Source organism: Paenibacillus turpanensis (assembly GCF_011421635.1).
Classification (GTDB): Bacteria; Bacillota; Bacilli; order Paenibacillales; family YIM-B00363; genus Paenibacillus_AK; species Paenibacillus_AK turpanensis.
On the sequence record NZ_WTLI01000004.1, the window covers coordinates 147,080 to 164,356 of the forward strand.

At 51.4% G+C, this 17,277-nt stretch carries 17 protein-coding genes; 3 read left to right on the top strand and 14 right to left on the bottom strand.

The window, feature by feature from the left end:
• Nucleotides 1-156: 156 nt before the first annotated feature.
• On the bottom strand, nucleotides 157-1,596 hold the full coding sequence (locus tag GQS10_RS05325) for a DHA2 family efflux MFS transporter permease subunit (protein WP_243734977.1): 1,440 nt from the start codon (nucleotides 1,594-1,596) through the stop codon (nucleotides 157-159).
• A 209-nt stretch (nucleotides 1,597-1,805) separates the two neighbouring features.
• Nucleotides 1,806-2,933 carry an NADH-dependent flavin oxidoreductase gene (locus GQS10_RS05330; RefSeq protein ID WP_166239779.1) on the bottom strand — a complete coding sequence of 376 codons (1,128 nt, stop codon included), beginning with the start codon at nucleotides 2,931-2,933 and terminating at the stop codon, nucleotides 1,806-1,808.
• 222 nt (nucleotides 2,934-3,155) lie between these two features.
• On the opposite strand from GQS10_RS05330, the gene GQS10_RS05335 reads away from it, so the two are divergent.
• Complete coding sequence (locus GQS10_RS05335) at nucleotides 3,156-4,202, top strand: LLM class flavin-dependent oxidoreductase (protein ID WP_341805006.1); 1,047 nt, start codon at nucleotides 3,156-3,158, stop codon at nucleotides 4,200-4,202.
• 174 nt (nucleotides 4,203-4,376) lie between these two features.
• On the top strand, nucleotides 4,377-6,089 hold the full coding sequence (locus tag GQS10_RS05340) for a methyl-accepting chemotaxis protein (RefSeq protein ID WP_166239781.1): 1,713 nt from the start codon (nucleotides 4,377-4,379) through the stop codon (nucleotides 6,087-6,089).
• A gap of 106 nt (nucleotides 6,090-6,195) precedes the next feature.
• Here GQS10_RS05340 and GQS10_RS05345 read toward each other — a convergent pair whose 3' ends face one another.
• A complete protein-coding gene (locus GQS10_RS05345) occupies nucleotides 6,196-6,729 on the bottom strand; it encodes a hypothetical protein (protein WP_166239806.1) in 534 nt (177 codons plus the stop codon).
• A gap of 178 nt (nucleotides 6,730-6,907) precedes the next feature.
• On the opposite strand from GQS10_RS05345, the gene GQS10_RS23040 reads away from it, so the two are divergent.
• Nucleotides 6,908-7,399, top strand: coding sequence for a hypothetical protein (locus tag GQS10_RS23040; RefSeq protein WP_166239808.1), 492 nt, complete (start codon nucleotides 6,908-6,910; stop codon nucleotides 7,397-7,399).
• A gap of 111 nt (nucleotides 7,400-7,510) precedes the next feature.
• Here the strand turns inward: GQS10_RS23040 and GQS10_RS05355 are convergent, their stop codons facing one another.
• The 11 genes from GQS10_RS05355 to GQS10_RS05405 all read right to left on the bottom strand — a co-directional run bounded on the left by GQS10_RS05355 (nucleotide 7,511) and on the right by GQS10_RS05405 (nucleotide 17,205).
• Entirely contained in the window at nucleotides 7,511-8,371 is an 861-nt protein-coding gene (locus GQS10_RS05355) for a MetQ/NlpA family ABC transporter substrate-binding protein (protein WP_166239810.1), read from the bottom strand.
• A 43-nt stretch (nucleotides 8,372-8,414) separates the two neighbouring features.
• Complete coding sequence (locus GQS10_RS05360) at nucleotides 8,415-9,062, bottom strand: methionine ABC transporter permease (protein WP_166239976.1); 648 nt, start codon at nucleotides 9,060-9,062, stop codon at nucleotides 8,415-8,417.
• 4 nt (nucleotides 9,063-9,066) lie between these two features.
• Entirely contained in the window at nucleotides 9,067-10,089 is a 1,023-nt protein-coding gene (locus tag GQS10_RS05365; protein WP_166239812.1) for a methionine ABC transporter ATP-binding protein, read from the bottom strand.
• A 210-nt stretch (nucleotides 10,090-10,299) separates the two neighbouring features.
• On the bottom strand, nucleotides 10,300-10,884 hold the full coding sequence (locus GQS10_RS05370) for an LOG family protein (RefSeq protein ID WP_166239814.1): 585 nt from the start codon (nucleotides 10,882-10,884) through the stop codon (nucleotides 10,300-10,302).
• A gap of 190 nt (nucleotides 10,885-11,074) precedes the next feature.
• Complete coding sequence (gene rlmN / locus GQS10_RS05375) at nucleotides 11,075-12,154, bottom strand: dual-specificity RNA methyltransferase RlmN (RefSeq protein ID WP_166239816.1); 1,080 nt, start codon at nucleotides 12,152-12,154, stop codon at nucleotides 11,075-11,077.
• A 243-nt stretch (nucleotides 12,155-12,397) separates the two neighbouring features.
• On the bottom strand, nucleotides 12,398-12,904 hold the full coding sequence (locus tag GQS10_RS05380) for a GyrI-like domain-containing protein (RefSeq protein WP_243734978.1): 507 nt from the start codon (nucleotides 12,902-12,904) through the stop codon (nucleotides 12,398-12,400).
• 198 nt (nucleotides 12,905-13,102) lie between these two features.
• Nucleotides 13,103-13,969: an alpha/beta hydrolase gene (locus GQS10_RS05385; RefSeq protein WP_166239818.1), complete on the bottom strand. Its 867-nt coding sequence runs from the start codon at nucleotides 13,967-13,969 to the stop codon at nucleotides 13,103-13,105.
• Nucleotides 13,970-13,983: 14 nt separating this feature from the next.
• Nucleotides 13,984-14,994 carry an ABC transporter substrate-binding protein gene (locus GQS10_RS05390; RefSeq protein WP_166239820.1) on the bottom strand — a complete coding sequence of 337 codons (1,011 nt, stop codon included), beginning with the start codon at nucleotides 14,992-14,994 and terminating at the stop codon, nucleotides 13,984-13,986.
• 233 nt (nucleotides 14,995-15,227) lie between these two features.
• A complete protein-coding gene (locus GQS10_RS05395; protein WP_166239822.1) occupies nucleotides 15,228-15,560 on the bottom strand; it encodes an antibiotic biosynthesis monooxygenase in 333 nt (110 codons plus the stop codon).
• A gap of 131 nt (nucleotides 15,561-15,691) precedes the next feature.
• Nucleotides 15,692-16,705, bottom strand: a complete 1,014-nt coding sequence (locus GQS10_RS05400) for a sodium-dependent bicarbonate transport family permease (RefSeq protein ID WP_166239824.1) — start codon at nucleotides 16,703-16,705, stop codon at nucleotides 15,692-15,694.
• A 128-nt stretch (nucleotides 16,706-16,833) separates the two neighbouring features.
• A complete protein-coding gene (locus GQS10_RS05405) occupies nucleotides 16,834-17,205 on the bottom strand; it encodes a Na-translocating system protein MpsC family protein (protein WP_166239826.1) in 372 nt (123 codons plus the stop codon).
• Nucleotides 17,206-17,277 lie beyond the last annotated feature (72 nt).

Consider the following 17,277-nt stretch of genomic DNA (forward strand, 5'->3'; position numbering starts at 1 on the left):
GAACCTAAATGTTGTAGAGTAATCCTACTATTCGACAATTCCCATGATTTCCCTCTTTGAAATAAACCCATTTCAACGAAAAAAAAGCAGCTTGAGCCTTATTTGGCTCCAAGCTGCTTACTTTAAATGAAGAAAGCGAAACAAATGGACAATTCGTTAATGCGTAGGCATTTTCATACCGTTATGCTCTACCTTGACCCGCCGGATGAACAATGCAAGGGCCAATCCGATAATGCTGACAATCATCGCGAACTGAAACGCTCCTTGAGAGCCGACATTCATCGCCTGCATGATCTCGGTAAGCTCCTTTGGATTAGCCGATTGGGCCAAATACTCTCCCATGCCGCTCGTCAAAATACTTACCGCGACCGCCGTTCCAATTGCTCCCCCTACCTGTTGAAGCGTATTAATTACCGCTGTACCATGCGGATACAGCTCCATTGGCAGCTGGTTCAAGCCGTTGGTCTGCGCCGGCATCCATACCATGGAAATACCGAACATTAAGCAGATATGCAGCACCACAATAAAGAAGATGGACGAGGCCAGCGTAATCTCCGAGAAAAACCACAGCGATGCCGACACGATCGCCAAGCCCGGAATAACCAGTCCGCGCGGGCCGTATTTATCGAACATCCGTCCCATTACAGGGGACATAAACCCATTCAATAAGCTTCCCGGAAGCAGCATCAGACCCGCAACAAAAGCGGACAAGCCCATGCCTTTCTGCAAATAAAGCGGAAGCACGAGCATGGAAGCCAGAATCAGCATCATGCAGGCAAACACCATCAGCAGACCGATGATGAACATCGGATATTTGAACACTTGTAAATTCATCACCGGCTGCTTCATCCTAAGCTGACGGATCGTAAAGAGCAGTAAAGCTACCAAGCCTACCGAAATGGATGCGATCACAATCGGGTGGCCCCATCCCTCGGTGCCTTCTCCAGCTTTACTAAAACCGAATACGACTCCCCCGAAGCCGATAGTCGAAAGCACAATCGATAAGATATCGATTTTCGGACGCGTAATGTCCGAGACATTTTCCAAATATAAAAGTCCGAAAACAAGCGCAAATACTAGGAAAGGCAGGGACAACCAAAAGATCCAATGCCAGCTCAAATACTCAATTAATAGCCCCGATACGGTTGGACCGGTCGCCGGAGCAAACATGATCACCAAGCCGATCGTACCCATCGCCGACCCCCGCTTTTCCGGCGGAAAAATCAGCAGTACCGTGTTAAACAGAAGCGGCAAAAGCAGACCGGTTCCGATTGCTTGCAGCACCCGGGAAACCATGAGCACTTCAAAGGTTGGGGCAAGCGCGGCCACAATGGTTCCCACAATCGAAAAAGACAACGAGGCGATAAATAACTGCCGTGTGCTGAACCATTGGAGCAGCAGCCCCGAAACCGGCACTAGAATGCCAAGGGTCAGCAGGTATCCTGTGGTCAGCCATTGCGCGGTAGTTTCTGTAATATGAAGCACCTGCATTAAATTGCTTATCGCGATATTTAGCGCTGTTTCGCTGAACATCCCGATAAATCCGCTGACGAGCAGCGCAGTCATAATCGGAACTACTTTATAGGTTCTGCCCATGCTCCCGCTCCCATGTTCTATTTGCATACTAGCCTCCACGTTCTCCATCCTCCAATAACCTTCTCTTTAGTATCTAATTTGGTTTACCGCTTTATCCTATCATGCAAAAACGAGGAACAGAACAGACAAATTTCTTTAGACTGTTCTGTCCCTCTTTCTCGCTGTCTAGGTTAAAATCTCAGTTAAAATGGTACATGCTGACGCTTATCTTATTTCTTCACCGGAAACCAGCCCGGGGAATTGACAATCGCCTGCCACAGCGGCTCCGGAATAACTAAACGCTCTTGAGCGGTAAGGTCAAGCTCCGTTTCGATCTCCTGCTCGCGGCCCTGCTCCACCTTCTGCACCCAATCCGGGTCGATAATGAGCGGACGGCCGAGCGCGATTAGCGGAATACCACTTTCGTTGAAAGCTTTCAACGCTTCCTCCGCTTTATAGAGCGACCCCACCCCGATCAACGGCACACGGCCGCCGACACGGTCGCGAATAAGCTCGATGCGCGGACGCGCTTCTGCGCCGCGGCGAGCCTCCGACCAAAACTCCATCAAAGACACATGCAGGTAGTCCAGCCCTTTGTCCGCAAGCGCATCAATCAGCGCGAAGGTGTCGGTCATCGTAAGGCCGTTTTCCTCCGGCTCCTCCGGCGAGAAGCGGTAGCCGACAACGAAAGGCGCCCGAGCGTGCTCCTTCACAACGCGCTGCACTTCGTCCACAACGGCGAGCGGGAACGCAAGGCGTTTGTCCACACTGCCGCCCCAGCGGTCTTCCCGGCGGTTGGTGTGGCCGGAGAAAAACTGCTGAATCAGGTAGCCGTTGGCGCCGTGAATTTCTACGCCGTCAAAGCCGGCTTCAATCGCCCGGCGGGCCGACTCGCCAAAATCGCGGATGATCGCCTCGATTTCCGCCTCCTCAAGCGCGCGCGGCGTGGCCGCATTCGGCTGATCCGGCGTTACAGCGCTTGCGCTCACCGGCTGGCCGTCCGGCAGCAGATCAGGCGGGCATTGGCGTCCGCCGTGGAAAATTTGCAGCACGGCCTTCGCGCCTTCACCCTTAATGGCGTCCGCTAGGCGACGTAAGCTAGGGATCAGCTCATCGCGATCGCTGCCGAATTCGCCGGGGAAGCCTTTGCCGCTGGCCGTTACATAAGCGCAGGCGGTAATGACCATGCCTGCACCGCCGGAACGGCGAATGTAATATTGAATTTCGTTGTCCGACACGGAGCCGTCCGGATTCGAAGCAAAGTTTGTCATCGGTGCCATGACAAGACGGTTTTTCAGCTCGATACCGGCTGGCAGCCGGTAAGACTCAAATAATGGGGCATAACTAGCAGTAGGCATTTTGTTTCTCTCCTCCAAATGTATGGAATTTTCCTTATGTAGGCTTCCCAATACGCTTCCGCATCACTTGTAGCTGACGTCTATTTTTTCATCAAGCTGGTTGCGTTCGGGATTTGTATGTGCGGGCTCTATCTGTTACAATAATATTTACAGTTATAAAAGTCAATTCACAAATAAAAAATAATTTCTCATACTCAGCATTCCCAAGGAGGAATCCCCATCGTGTCTGAACATCAACCGTTGTCGTCTCCGCTGCCCGGCAGCGCGAATGGCATTACTTTATCCGTGCTCGATCTGGCCCCCGTCGTGGAGGGCAGCAATCCGGCCCAAGCCTTCCGCAACACGCTCGATCTCGCCCAGCATGCGGAAGCATGGGGTTACCATCGCTACTGGCTTGCGGAGCATCATAATATGCCCGGCATCGCCAGCTCCGCGACCTCGCTTGTGATTTCGCATGTCGCGGCGGGCACCAGCCGCATCCGCGTCGGCTCCGGCGGCATCATGCTGCCGAACCATGCGCCGCTTGTCATCGCCGAGCAGTTTGGCACGCTCGAGTCGCTTTACCCGGGCCGTATCGACCTCGGCCTCGGCCGGGCGCCCGGCTCCGACCACCTCACGGCGCGTGCGCTTCGCCGCGGACTCGGCGGCAGCAGCGGCCAGGACTTCCCGGAGCTGCTGAGCGAGCTGCGCGGCTACTTCAACCCCGCGGACAACCCGCATCCGCATGGCGTGCGCGCCGTCCCGGGCGAAGGCCTGAGCGTGCCGATCTGGCTGCTCGGCTCCAGCGGCTTCAGCGCGCAGCTGGCCGCTCAGCTGGGGCTGCCATTCGCGTTCGCGAGCCACTTCGCGCCGGATTATTTGCTGCCGGCGCTGGATCTGTACCGCAGCAGCTTCCGGCCTTCCGCCGAGCTTGAGAAGCCTTACGCGATGGTCGGCGTAAACATCATCGTAGCGGACACCGATGAAGAAGCGAAGAAGCTCTCGACTTCGCAGCAGCTTCAATTCCTGAACCTCGTTCGCGGACGCACCGGACTGCTCCAGCCTCCGGTAGAGAGCATGGAGCCTTACTGGGCGCCGCACGAGAAGGAAGCGGTATATCGCCAGCTTTCCTATTCCATCGCGGGCAATCCCGATACCGTTACGCAGCGCCTGAAGCAGATCATCGAAGAAACGCAGGCCGATGAGCTTATCGTGACGTCCCATATCTACGATCACCAGGCACGTCTTCATTCCTACCAGCTGCTCGCAGAAATCGGTAAGCAGCTATAAGCTGCCAAGCTAGCACGGACACCCCTTCTATCTCCGCATAGAAGGGGTGTTTTTAATGCTATACGCACTCTCTTATTCCAACAATCCCCTTAGCTAATATTGTAGGTTTTAGTCGAATTGTGTCGAATATAACAGACAGAACGCAGACTACTCAAACGGTAGGGGGATATCACTTTGTCATGGTTTAAAAATCAGAAGGTCTCTGTCAAAATACTTAGTCTCATTTCACTCTTTTCCCTTTTCCTTTGTATATTGGGCGGACAAGGATACCTCTCCTTATATACCGTCCAACAAAATGCGGACCATATGTACCAAGAAAAAATGATTCCCAATGAGCTCATCAATCAAATTCTCACGAACAATTCTTTGATCAACTCTTATCAATTGGAGCTAATGCTTACACAGGACACTGGTAAGCAGCAGGAAATTAACAATAAGGTGCAGGCCATTATTCAAACGAGCATTTCCGCCCAAAAGCAGCTGGAAGAAATCGGGCTAACCCCAGAAGCCCTAACGAAATACAAGCACTTCAAAAGCCTTATCCCAGTAAGCAATAAAGAACGGGACATTATGCTCTCCCTATTAAACACGAACCAAATTGAAGAAGCCTTCACACATTACAACACAAAACTAAAGCCGATCCGTACCGAAATTATTGAAACTTTAACAGACATTAAAAACATCAACCAGACCGATGCCCAGCACTTCAACGACGATAACAAAATCGAAGCAGAGCAGTCCCAACTCTTTTTCGTGATTTTAACTATCGCAGCGATACTTATCTGCGGCTGGATCGGTTTCGCCATCTCTAAATTGGTTACAAAACCGATTCACCACATGGAGGCATTAATGTCCCAAGCAAAAGACGGGGACTTATCCGTTATGGGTTCGTACTCCTCTAGGGATGAGCTCGGACGTTTAACGGCGAGCTTTAACGAAATGCTGGACGGGCTTCGCACCATTATTCAACGCATCCGATTGAGCTCTGAAAATTTATCGACAAGCTCCGAGGAGCTGTCTGCAGGTGCACTTGAAACAAGTACAGCCTCAGAGCATGTTACCGCGGAAATTCAGGAGATAGCAGACAATTCTAATCTGCAGCTTCGCGCTGCCCAAGAATGTGTTCGCACAATGGTAGAGCTCAGCACAGGGATTATGCGGATTGCAGAATCTTCTTCATCGGTGTCCAGCTTGTCTCAATTTACAACACAGCAAGCGTTGGAGGGCACCCAAAAAATTGAACGGGTCAGCCAACAAATGAATTCCATTTTGCATACCTCGCAGGAGTCCGCAACAGTGATCCGACAGCTGGAGCAGCACTCTGCAGAGATCGGTTCCATTGTAAGCATCATTAAAGAAATTTCGTCCCAAATTAATTTGTTATCCTTAAATGCTTCCATTGAAGCAGCCAGAGCCGGCGAATCTGGACGCGGCTTTGCCGTCGTTGCTCATGAGGTGAAAAAACTGGCCGAGCAATCGGATCAGTCTTCAACGCAAATCGCGGCCATCATTGAACAGATTCAATCGCAAACCGCAGCTGCTGTTGCGGTATTGGAGCGAGAAAACCAGGAGGTTATCGCAGGACAGCAAGGAATGAACGATGCAAGCCGGTCTTTCCAAACGATACTGTCTTCCATTACTGAGGTAAGCCAGCAGCTCGAAGAAATTTCCGCTGCCTCTCAGCAAATGTCCGCTAGTTCTGAGGAAATTACCGCCTCCCTACACCAAGTAGAAGGTGCATCCCAAGGCTCCTATACAAGGTCCCAAAATATTGCCGCCGCATCCGAACAGCAGCTGGCGACAATGAAGGATGTGGAAGCGGCCGTGCATACTTTAGCTGTCATGGCTCAAGAGCTGCAAGAGATATCTACAAAATTTAAGCTTTAATGATTGTCTGTACTCATTTGCAGGGCCGGTGCTGGTGGCAACCAGTTTCCGGCTTTTTTACTCACTGAACCGGCTAAACTCCAAAATAACGCGGTGATTGTCCCAACTACCTCGCCTTCATTTTCTCACGAACAAAAATAACATTCTTTTCGTCATGTCCGCGCTTCTTAGACCCCGCCCTTTTCCTGCCGCCGATCCGGCCCTCCTGCCAAAGCTGGTAGCCATACAGAAGCACCGCAATAAAAAGCATTAGCGAAAGATTTGCCAGAGGGGTGATCTTTCCCGTTTCTCTCACTTCCAGAGCATTCAGCCATCGGGCCAAGCCAAAGCCATAAATCGAGTCGATTATTGCATTGACGATCATGTATACCCAAAACTTACCGAACGTAAAAACAAAAATCCAAATCGTCCCCGCCAAAAACATTCCATATACGGTATACAGCGGCATCATTTTATCCCAAGCAAAGATCGACTCTTTAAACCGCCACCAATCATATTCATTTGCCATTTGCCCAATGATCGAATTAATCACCGTTGCCAACAGAGCCACCGGCATAAATCGCCGAAGCTGCTCCCCTTTCAAGAAAATCAACGATAACCAAGGAACTACAAATAAACCCCATAAAATCGTCTTCACCATAGCTGCAACGCTTCCTTTTCTCCAAAAATCAGCTCCTACTAATTTTGTTTAATTGTTACAATTGTTATTCTTTTTGATAAAAGGACCCCCAGCGGCAACATTGCCAACCCTGCTTACGTCACTGTATGTACATTCATTCCGTCTTCTATAAAACGAATCAAGGAGGGTTAACCCTGACATGAAAAATGTGATCGCGATTTATTTGCTTGGATGCTTTCTTCTGCTGCTGGGCGGGTGCGCGCAACCCATCGAAGGCGATGAACGAACCGCTGAACAGTATGTGAAGGAACATGGTTATGATATTGTTTCGCGAAAAGGCAAGATCCACACGTACACGTTGGATAAGAGTAAGTTGTACGGAAGTACGGAATCGACGCCCTATCAGCAAAGCTGGAGCGTTCAAAGCGTAGCTCCGGATCCCTATTTTGGCAGCGTAATTGATATCTATCGGTTTGTCGTTTCCAGCCATCCATTAGAAAAACAGTATGATTCCAACGTTAACGTTTACATCATGATCTCCAAAGGGAACGTCATTGGCGGGTACTCATTCCCCAATGTTGATGGTTTGGCGGGCAGCGCGTATTCCCTGGATGGCAAAACATTGGAGGAAATCACGGGAATGACTTTCGCCGAATGGTCGAAAGAGTGGAAAAAGAAATACGGCGAGTAAACGGCTTACGCTCAAGCAGGTTTCGCTTGAGGTGTAAGCTTGTCATCACAATCGCCGTCCCATGAAAAAGAGACAGCGATTTCGTCGCTGTCTCTTGAGGTAAACCAATATTTATTTCTTCGCCATCCACTCCGGCTTGGAGAAGCCCTTGAACTGCTCGTCAATCGCCTTCTCGAATTCCGGCGATTCGATCACAGCCTTCAGATCCTTCGCAAACTGCGCTTCGATGTCTGCTGTTTTTACAGCGACAACGTTGCGGTAGTTTTCGTTCATGTTTTCCAGCTTAATCGCGGAAGTCAGGTCCATCTTTGCCGCAAGCGCAAAGTTGCCCGGAACAACCGCAAGGTCCGTGCTGTCCACGGTACGAGGAAGCTGAGCTGCCTCAAGCGGTTTTACAACGAGGTTTTTCGGGTTTTGCTCGATATCCTTCTCGGAAATCTTCGACGGGTCCGCATCCTTTTTCACGGTAACGATGCCGATATCCTGCAGCATCAGAAGGGTACGCGCAAGGTTCGCCGGGTCGTTCGGAACCGCAAGCGTGCTGCCTTCCTTAATTTCTTCCAGCGTCTTGAACTTTTTGGAATATAAGCCCATCGGAGCCGTCGGCACGCTGATGACTTCTTTAAGATCAAGCTTGTTGTCTGCCGAGAATTTCTTCAAATAAATAATGTGCTGGAACAGGTTCGCGTCGATCGAGCCGTTCGCCAGCGCTTTGTTCGGCTGTACATAATCGTTGAACTCCACAACTTCAATGGTGTAGCCCTTCTTCTCCATGATCGGCTTGATTGCCTTGGATACCATGTCGCTGTATGGGCCTGCCGTTGCGCCGATCTTCAGCGCCGGCTTCTCCAGCTTTGCCCCTTCGCTTGGCGCAGGCGCCGCAGCGTTATTGGACTCTTCTTTGCCGCCGCAAGCGGCAAGCAGGGAAATGATCATCGCCAAAACCATGACCAGGGTGACATTCTTTCTCATGCTGTTCTTCTCTCCTCTTAACCTATAATATAGTCTATTTATCTCAACGCTTATCTACTTTACGCGCCGCCCAATCGCCAATAAATTGAATGATTTGGACGAGCACAATCAGCAGAATGACCGTTGTGAACAAAACTTGATTGTCGTACCGGTAGTAGCCGAAACGAATCGCCAAGTCGCCGATTCCGCCGCCGCCAACTGTTCCGGCCATGGCCGAAAATCCAAGCAAGCTGATCGCGGTGATCGTAAGTCCGGATATAATGCCGGACTTCGCTTCCGGCAGCAGCACCTCGCGAATAATGAGCCAAGGCTTGGCACCGACGGCTACCGCCGCTTCGATGACACCCTTGTTCACTTCCCGCAGGGAAGCCTCCACCAGCCGTGCATAAAAAGGAATCGCCGCTACCGACAACGGCACCGCCGCAGCGGACGGCCCGATCGTGGTGCCGAGAATCCACTGCGTAAACGGAAGCAGCAGCACGAGCAGGATTAGGAACGGAATCGAGCGAATCAGATTCGCCACAAAGCCCAAGGTTACATTCATGAAGCGATTCTCAAAAAACAGCCCTCTATCGCTAATAAATAGCAAAATGCCGATGGGAATGCCGACAACGATCGCAATCCCGAGCGAAATCCCGCACATGTACAACGTTTCCCAGAATGCCTTGAGCATTTCCGGCAGCAGCTGCATAAAATCACTCTCCGACACGGCTGATCACCTCCACTCCGCAGGACCGGTCTACGAGAAACTGCAGTGCTTTCTCAATCTCTTGGGTATCCCCGGTCACTTCCATAATAAAGGTGCCGAGAGGCTTGTCCCCAATATAGTCGATTTTGCCGTGAAGAATGTTGGCTTGAATGCCGCTATGCTTCAGCATATCGTTGACAATGGCCTGCTCCGCCGCATCGTCACGGAATAACACCTTGACCACTTTTCCGGCTGGGTCGAGCTTGCTCCAAATTTTCGAAGGGAGCTTGAACTCCAGCGTATTGCGGATAAATTCCTTCGTCAGCGGCTGCACCGGGTTGGCGAAAATATCGTACACGTCGCCTTCTTCGATGATTTGGCCCTTCTGCATAATGGCGACTCGGCTGCAAAGATCCTTCACAACCTCCATCTCGTGCGTGATGAGCACGATCGTAAGGCCCAGCTTCTGATTGATCTCGCGCAGCAGCTCCAGAATCGACTGCGTCGTAATCGGATCGAGCGCAGAGGTCGCCTCGTCGCACAAGAGCACGTTCGGCTCGTTCGCCAACGCGCGGGCAATGCCGACCCGCTGCTTTTGCCCCCCGCTCAATTGCCCGGGGTAGTGATCCGCATACTCGGCCAGTCCGACCAGCTGCAGCAGCTCACTCACGCGCTTGCTGATATCGGCGGGCGCTTTTCCCGCCGCCTTCAGCGCAAAGGCAACGTTATCAAAGACCGTCTTGCTGACGATGAGGTTAAAATGCTGAAAGATCATGCCGATCTTCTGCCGCGCCATACGCAGCTGGTCCTTGGACAAGGAGGTTAGGTCCACCCCGTCAACGATGACCTGCCCCGTTGTCGGCTTCTCCAGCAGGTTGATACAGCGCAGCACCGAGCTTTTCCCCGCGCCGCTGTACCCGACGATTCCGTAAATTTCACCCTTCGGAATGGTCAAATGAACCTGATCGACACCGATGACGATGCCTTTTTTCGTTTTGTATTCCTTGCGCAGGTTTATAAGTTGGATCATCGATGCTGTCCCTCCAAGTAAAAACACCTTTTCCATTTGAAAAGGCGTCACCCACGAAAACGTATTGATCTATCAGAAAGAGACCGCCGCCGAATCCCGGTAGACTCCCTTTCATTCCACGTTTTACTAGATTGATAGATGTGTTAAATCATACTATTTTACTGGGGTTTTGTCAATGAAAATCGACATTTTTCGCGGTTGCTTTTCTCCTTAGTTCTGGGGCATTTCACTCCACTTATTTGTTTGAATCGGCGGTGTATAACCAGCCATTCGCGCAAGCAGCTTATCCGCCTCGCTTTCTACAAGCAGCAGCCCTAAATTGGTTTCGCGCATAAAGCCCGCTTCCACCGTTTGCTTAAGCATGGCGACGAGAGGCTCATAAAAACCGTGTACATTCAACACGCCTACCGGCTTCTTATGAATGCCGATTTGCGACCAGCTCAGCACCTCAAACAGCTCCTCATAGGTGCCTAAGCCGCCGGGCAGCGCTATATACCCATCCGTCAGCTTCGTCATCAGCGCCTTCCGTTCGTGCATGCCGTCCACCTCATGCAGCTCGCTTAAGCCGTTATGCACCATTTCCCCTTGAAACAGGTTGCGCGGCATGACTCCAATGACCGTACCGCCCTCCTGAAGCACAGTATCGGCGATCCTCCCCATTAAGCCGATTTTCGAGCCGCCATAAACGAGCTCCAGCTTGCGAGACGCAATCTCCTGCCCCAGCTTTACCGCTGCCAGCTCATATTCAAGACTAGTCCCTACATTCGATCCGGCAAACACACATACTCTTTTCATATGCTTCCTCTCCATTTCCTCTCTCTAGTAAATCAATGCGAGATCATAGACAACCAAATTATACCATCAACTAATTTTGTTTTCCTCGCAGCAAGCCACGACTTTTCCATACATGCAAAAAATACAGGAATCTTAGCCCGGGAGCTCCCTCCCATCCGACTAAAACCCTGTATTTTTGCACTCAGATCAACTACACCGTTTCCGCCATATCCTGCGATTTGCGGATCTGCTTACTGCGAAGCTGTCCGCATGCGGCATCAATATCCGTACCATGCTCCAAACGCACACTGCAGCTGATTCCGTTTTTCTTCATCACATCGTAAAACGCGCGTACCGATTCATTTTCGCTGCGCTGGTACTGACTGTGTTCATCCACCGGATTGTAAGGAATCAAATTGACATTGACCAAGCCTTTCCGATCGCCGATCAGCTGAGCCAGCTCTTCCGCATGTTCTAAATGGTCATTGACATCCTTGAGCAAAATATACTCCAGCGTCACCCTGCGGTTTGTCTTCGACCAGTAGTAATCGAGCGCTTCCATCAGCTTCTCGATTGGAATGCCTCGGTTAATCTTCATAATCCGCGTGCGCAGCTCATTGTTAGGCGCATGCAGCGATAAAGCAAGATTCACCTGCAGATTGCGGTCGGTAAATTCGTAAATCTTGCCCGCCAAGCCGCTGGTCGATACCGTAATGTGTCGTCCCCCAATGGCAAGGCCCTTGTGATCCTTGACCACCTCGAGGAACGAAATCAAATTCTCAAAGTTGTCAAAAGGCTCGCCGATCCCCATCACCACGATATGACTGACCTTATCCCCTTGTGCTACCCGGTCCAAATGCTGCTGCACCTTCATAATCTGCTCGACAATTTCGCCCGCAGATAAATCCCGGCTTTTTGCCAGCAAACCGCTCGCACAGAAGCTGCAGCCGATGTTGCAGCCAACCTGCGTCGTCACGCACACCGACAAGCCAAACTTATGCCGCATCAGCACCGTTTCGATCAAATTACCGTCATACAGCCGGAACAAAAATTTCATCGTCCCGTCCTTGGACTCCTGGCGCGTATGCTCCGTCATCGTCTCCAGTACAAAATGCTCGGTCAGAGTCTCTACGCACTCGGCATTCACATCCGCCATCTCGGCAAAGCAGCCGACCCGCTTCCGGTACAGCGCATCCCACACCTGTGTGGCCCGGCCCTTTTTATGCCCGCGCTCAGCCAGCCATTCCGTCAGCTGCTCCAGCGGCAGCCCATATATAGAAGGTTTGTTCATTTCCATCCTCATTTCAAAACGTGAAGTATTTACTTATCATGTCCCTGCATCGTGAATGTGTTGCTGAATCGCTGCACCTATTGTCCCAAAATTAAGATGCCAGCACAAGGGCAGGCACCTCAGCCCATATGAAAAAAAGAGCCCTTACCTTGTTGTTGGTAAGAGCTCTTTGCTACTTATACGCAATACATGTTCGTTTACGTTCAACCTGAAATTCGTCCGGCTCACGGACCAAAGCCTTCCTTAGCTTTCGCGTTCCACCGGAATCATGATCGTAAACTCCGGGTCGGAATCAAACGAATCATGCTCCATTGCACAGATTTCAAAGTGGGTCAGATCTTCCAGGCATTCCTTATAACCCTGCTCATGGATCCACGTATACAGGCTCCGGTACGACTGTTCGATGCTCTGCCCCTTCCGATGCTCGCACTTGGCATAGGTCATTGTAGGTACCGTAACGGACACCATTCCTTCTGGAATGACAGCCTCTGCCTCCCCGGTCACTTCAACGACCGCGTAATGGGTGAAGCCGTCGCTGTTCTCTTTCACATGGTAAGAGAGCGCCAGCAGCTCCCCAGGCTGACGGACGCCGGGAATTTCATGCAGCCTCCGCTTTAACTCCGAATGAAGCGTACGAATTTCGCCTGCAGCCGCTCCGGCAAACGTTCCATCCCATCGCAGCCCTACCGCTTGAAAGCCATCCCTTGTGACGAAAACCGCTTCCTTCATTTGCTCCAAATTTTGCTCCAACCCAATCCCCTCCACATCGGTCTACAACCCTGATACAACTATTTTACCCGAATGTGGATACAAAATCTTCCATAAAATCATTTCTGGTGTAAACCATTGCTTCATCGCGAAAATGGATTGCACCGCATGTGGGGGGAGCGGACTCCGAATCTCCAAGTGAATCGATCTATTCGACCTCTATATTAAATCGTAGGAGACTCAGCTCTGCTGCTCGCTCTCCGGAGCAAACGAAAAACGCAGCGTCCGGTTTATAAGGAGGGGAAGCACCGATACATGCCCTTCCCCTGCAAAATCGATAAACTCCGCTTTAAGCCCTTCATTCGGGCAGCAGGCTAACCGTTCCGAAAGCTCCTTGGCAAGCATATAATTGCCTGATACATGACTGGCCTCAAGTCCACCCATGGCGATCAGCACCTTCTGATGTGCCGCTCCCTGCCCCAAGCGAGCCGTAAACTCCCGCTCCGCATCCAGCATCAGCTGCTTATTCCAATGCAGCGACGGGCTGCCCGCGATATAGCTTTGGAACGCATCCGGCTTCGAAAACAGCGTGTACAGCACGAACAGCCCGCCAAGCGAATGGCCGAAGATCGATTGCCTGTTCTTATCGATCGTAAACTCCCGCTCGATTTCCGGCTTCAGCTCCTCCTCGATAAACTGCAGAAACGCAGCCGCTCCGCCCTGCTCCGGCAGCGGCGCACCGCCCGGCGTCCGGGTATACTCCGTCGATGGGGCCGGTGTAAAATCATAGAAACGATTCGGCGAAAACGGCTCCTCTGTCGGATAACCGATCCCTACGATAACCGCCGGGGTGACTCCGGTTTTATCCGGCCTGCGGCACTGCAGCCGAATCGCCTCCGTCATCGTACCGAACACCGAGTTGGCGTCGAGCAAATAAAGCACCGGGTACCCCGACGGCGGCATCGGCGCCATCGGCTTGGCTACAAAAATTTGATAAGTACGGCCCTCGGCCCGTGACACCATTTCCCACTGCTCGCTGCGGGAAATCTCCACCTTTTTACGAATCCGTTGCCCCGGTCCGGCTTTTGCCTCTTGCGGAATAGTCATAAAAGAAGTCCTCCTTAGGGAGCCATAAACTTGACGATATCATCGATAATTTTTTCATAAGCAATGAATCCGCTTCCCAGCCAGTACGCTTCGTCCACCTGAATGACACGTCCTTCTTTTACAGCAGGAATGCCTTTCCACACCGCGCTCTCCGTCATTTCCTTAATGCGGGCGTCTCCCTGTCCATAAGCATTCAATGTGAAAATATAATCGGCCCCAATCTCGGGAAGAACCTCGATCGAAATGTTTGCGCTGTTTTCCTTTTCCACGAGCTTCGATTTGCCGACTCCCAAGTACTCATGCAGCACATACCCGCTTAAATAATTGCCGCCCATCAGACTCACACCTTTAGCAGCAAAACGCAGAATTGCCGCCTTTTTACCCGGTACGGCCTTGTCCAGCTTTTCCTTCGCTACCTTGACCTTTTGCTGGAAATCGGTCAGTGCCTTATCGGCCTCCGCGGTCTTGCCCAGCAGCTCGCCGATCACGGTCAAGGATTGCTCTACGTTCCCGGAAGCATTCTTAAACACATAGGTCGGAGCAATCTTTGCATATTTCTCATACGCCCCGTTTGCGGCATAGGTTGCAGTATGCAATATAATGAAATCCGGATTTTGCGCCATGACAACTTCCGGTGATGGCTGCCCTGCCGAGAAGTCAAGCTTCGGCACATCCTTCAGCTGATCCTGCAGGTACGCATGACCTTGGCTGCCATTGGCCCATTGTGCAATCGGGGTCACCCCAAGCTTCAGCAGCGAGTCCTCCAGATACGGGGCGAATACACGCTTCGGCTCAGCGGGAATGACCACTTCATTGCCGAGCTCATCCGTAACCTTCCGCTCCACTGCCGCCGGCTTTTCACTCGCAGGAGCCGCGGCACCCGTCGAAGGGGTTGACGCCTCCGCTGTCTGCGCAGCAGATTCTTGACTTTGCCCACAGGCGGAAAGCACCAGCAGCATACCTACCAACGCTGCCGCTATCCCCGATCTCATCCATCTACGAACACGATTCTTACGAAATTCCATTCTGTCTTTCCCCCTCGATTATTGAAAACAATTCTCATTGGAAAGGATTATATACCATTCGCCTGTGAACTCCCATGGACGCCATCCAGCGCCGTTTTGGACATTTTTCGGTATAACAATTCGGTATAACAATTGGTAATCACGTATCATTCCAATAGCCTGAAGCAGGCGCGCATCCATTGGAAAGGAGAATAAAAAAAGAGCACTCCTTGGCTGGAGTACTCTTTACGATCCTATTTCGAGCTAGCAAGACCTGGCTTAACGGCCTTCACTTCGTACATATTCACCGTCGTGCTGACCACGAACTCCGGCGGCGTTTTGCCTTTGCTGTCACGATGCCCTTGAATATGGGCGTCGCTCTTCTCCCAGTTCTTCCATGCGTCAATGGACTCCCAGCGGATCATAACGACAACCTCTTCATGGTCATCCTGCTTTCTGCGGTTTACCATGACCGTCTTATCCACGAGGCCTTCCATTTCATCCATCGGTCCCGGCTGTGTAAACCGTTCTACGACCTGATCGGCATTTCCGGCTTGCACGACAATCGTTCTCGTTTGAATTAACATATTGACCATTCCTCCCATGATTCGAGCAGCTTCCGATTCATCACACCCATAAAATAGGCGGTGATTTATGCTCTTACTATAAGTGAGAATGATTCTTACTGTCAAATTTAGGTTTTCTTCAAACGTTCATGCTATACCAACCACTGCGCTACCAAGTAAAAGAACGGCAAGCCCAGGGTCAGATTAAAAGGAAACGTCACGCCGAGCGATAATCCCAAGTAAATCGACGGATTCGCATCGGGCACGGAAGCGCGCAGCGCTGCCGGAGCCGCGATATAAGAGGCGCTGCCGGCCAGCACGCCCATTAACGTCATTCCGCCCAGCGATAGTCCTGCAGCATAGCCTGCAAGCACGCCCAGCGTACCCAGCAGAACCGGCAGCAGGATGCCGGCAAGGATCAGCTTCACGCCATGCTCGCGAATTGCGCCAAGACGCTCGCCTGCGATCAGCCCCATGTTCAGCAGGAACAAGATTAGAATACTGCCGTAAAGATCGATAAACAGCGGCTTAATCGTAGGCAGCGCATCATGACCGACCATCCAGCCAACCAGCAGACTGCCCATCAGCAGCAGAATGCTTTTGCCGAACAAGCTTTCTTTCAGGACCTCCGGATCTACCCACCCTGATAAAGAACGGGTGCCGACAATACCGAAGCTGCGCGAGTACGATTGTGGAAGCGACTTCTTCTGTTCGATGGCTTTAAGCAGAAACAGCGATACGAGAATCGCCGGGCTTTCCATCAGAGCGACCATCGCGCTCATATAACCTTCGTACTCCGTCTGCGTATGCCCCAAGAAGGACACCGCCGCGCCGTAAGTGACGATACTGACCGAGCCATAGCTCGCCGCCAGCCCGACGGCATTTTTTAAGTCCAAGCCGATCCAGCGGAAAAGGGTCAGCACCAGCACCGGGATCAGCGTACCCAGTAGCAGCGCTGCAGCAATCGGCTTGGCCATGGCCTGCAGCGGATATTCGGACAGCTCGATGCCTCCCTTCAAACCAATCGCGATCAGTAAATAAATGCTCAGCGCCTCACTTAAGCCCGCCGGAAATTTCAGGTCGGACTTTACAAAGGAGGCGATGACCCCCAAGGCGAAAAACAGTACAACCGGTGTGATCAAATTTTGCAGCATGATCTCCAACATCTCATTCCATCCCCTTTATATCTTTTTTGCGCACAAAAAAAACCGGAAATCATCAAGCCCACTCGCCTGAATGCTCCCGGTATCTTTTCAACGACCTCTGCGGTTTTTGAAAAGCGTCCAGTTCAACCTTAGGACCACCTTTTTTCCAAGGAGTCCTCTAAAACAAATACCATAATCCTCTCGCCTGTATGAGTGCTGATATCGGTGTAGAAGTTGACAACCTTCTCGCCGGTGATGTCCTCGATCAGTTCACCCAGCTGCTCCCGCCCGGACTCCACCAAGTCGGCTCGTATCTTTTTGATCGATAGAAGACCTTCCTTGGTTTTCGCAAGCTCCTTTTCCGCAGGAGTCAGAATGCCCTTAAGCAGTACAATGACCATATTCCGCAAAATATCGGACTTTACCAGCACCGAGCCCCGCCCTAAATATTCCTTCTCCCATTGCGTTAAAGCGCGGCTTAGCAGGTTTTCCATTTCCCCTTTTGACAGTGACCGATCCATCGCGTCCATCCCCTTTAGCATGCAAAAAATCGGCATATCCCTTCTGGTAGTGTAACCAAAAAGAACATACCG

Excerpts from the sequence above, each read along its gene's own strand:
- GQS10_RS23040 (WP_166239808.1), top strand. The coding sequence starts at position 6,908 with ATGAAAAATGTGATCGCGATTTATTTGCTTGGATGCTTTCTTCTGCTG.
- GQS10_RS05390 (WP_166239820.1), bottom strand. The coding sequence starts at position 14,994 with ATGGAATTTCGTAAGAATCGTGTTCGTAGATGGATGAGATCGGGGATA.
- GQS10_RS05385 (WP_166239818.1), bottom strand. The coding sequence starts at position 13,969 with ATGACTATTCCGCAAGAGGCAAAAGCCGGACCGGGGCAACGGATTCGT.
- GQS10_RS05395 (WP_166239822.1), bottom strand. The coding sequence starts at position 15,560 with ATGTTAATTCAAACGAGAACGATTGTCGTGCAAGCCGGAAATGCCGAT.
- GQS10_RS05360 (WP_166239976.1), bottom strand. The coding sequence starts at position 9,062 with ATGCAGCTGCTGCCGGAAATGCTCAAGGCATTCTGGGAAACGTTGTAC.
- GQS10_RS05370 (WP_166239814.1), bottom strand. The coding sequence starts at position 10,884 with ATGAAAAGAGTATGTGTGTTTGCCGGATCGAATGTAGGGACTAGTCTT.
- GQS10_RS05400 (WP_166239824.1), bottom strand. The coding sequence starts at position 16,705 with ATGTTGGAGATCATGCTGCAAAATTTGATCACACCGGTTGTACTGTTT.
- GQS10_RS05330 (WP_166239779.1), bottom strand. The coding sequence starts at position 2,933 with ATGCCTACTGCTAGTTATGCCCCATTATTTGAGTCTTACCGGCTGCCA.
- GQS10_RS05355 (WP_166239810.1), bottom strand. The coding sequence starts at position 8,371 with ATGAGAAAGAATGTCACCCTGGTCATGGTTTTGGCGATGATCATTTCC.
- GQS10_RS05325 (WP_243734977.1), bottom strand. The coding sequence starts at position 1,596 with ATGGGCAGAACCTATAAAGTAGTTCCGATTATGACTGCGCTGCTCGTC.
- GQS10_RS05365 (WP_166239812.1), bottom strand. The coding sequence starts at position 10,089 with ATGATCCAACTTATAAACCTGCGCAAGGAATACAAAACGAAAAAAGGC.
- rlmN (WP_166239816.1), bottom strand. The coding sequence starts at position 12,154 with ATGAACAAACCTTCTATATATGGGCTGCCGCTGGAGCAGCTGACGGAA.
- GQS10_RS05405 (WP_166239826.1), bottom strand. The coding sequence starts at position 17,205 with ATGGATCGGTCACTGTCAAAAGGGGAAATGGAAAACCTGCTAAGCCGC.
- GQS10_RS05345 (WP_166239806.1), bottom strand. The coding sequence starts at position 6,729 with ATGGTGAAGACGATTTTATGGGGTTTATTTGTAGTTCCTTGGTTATCG.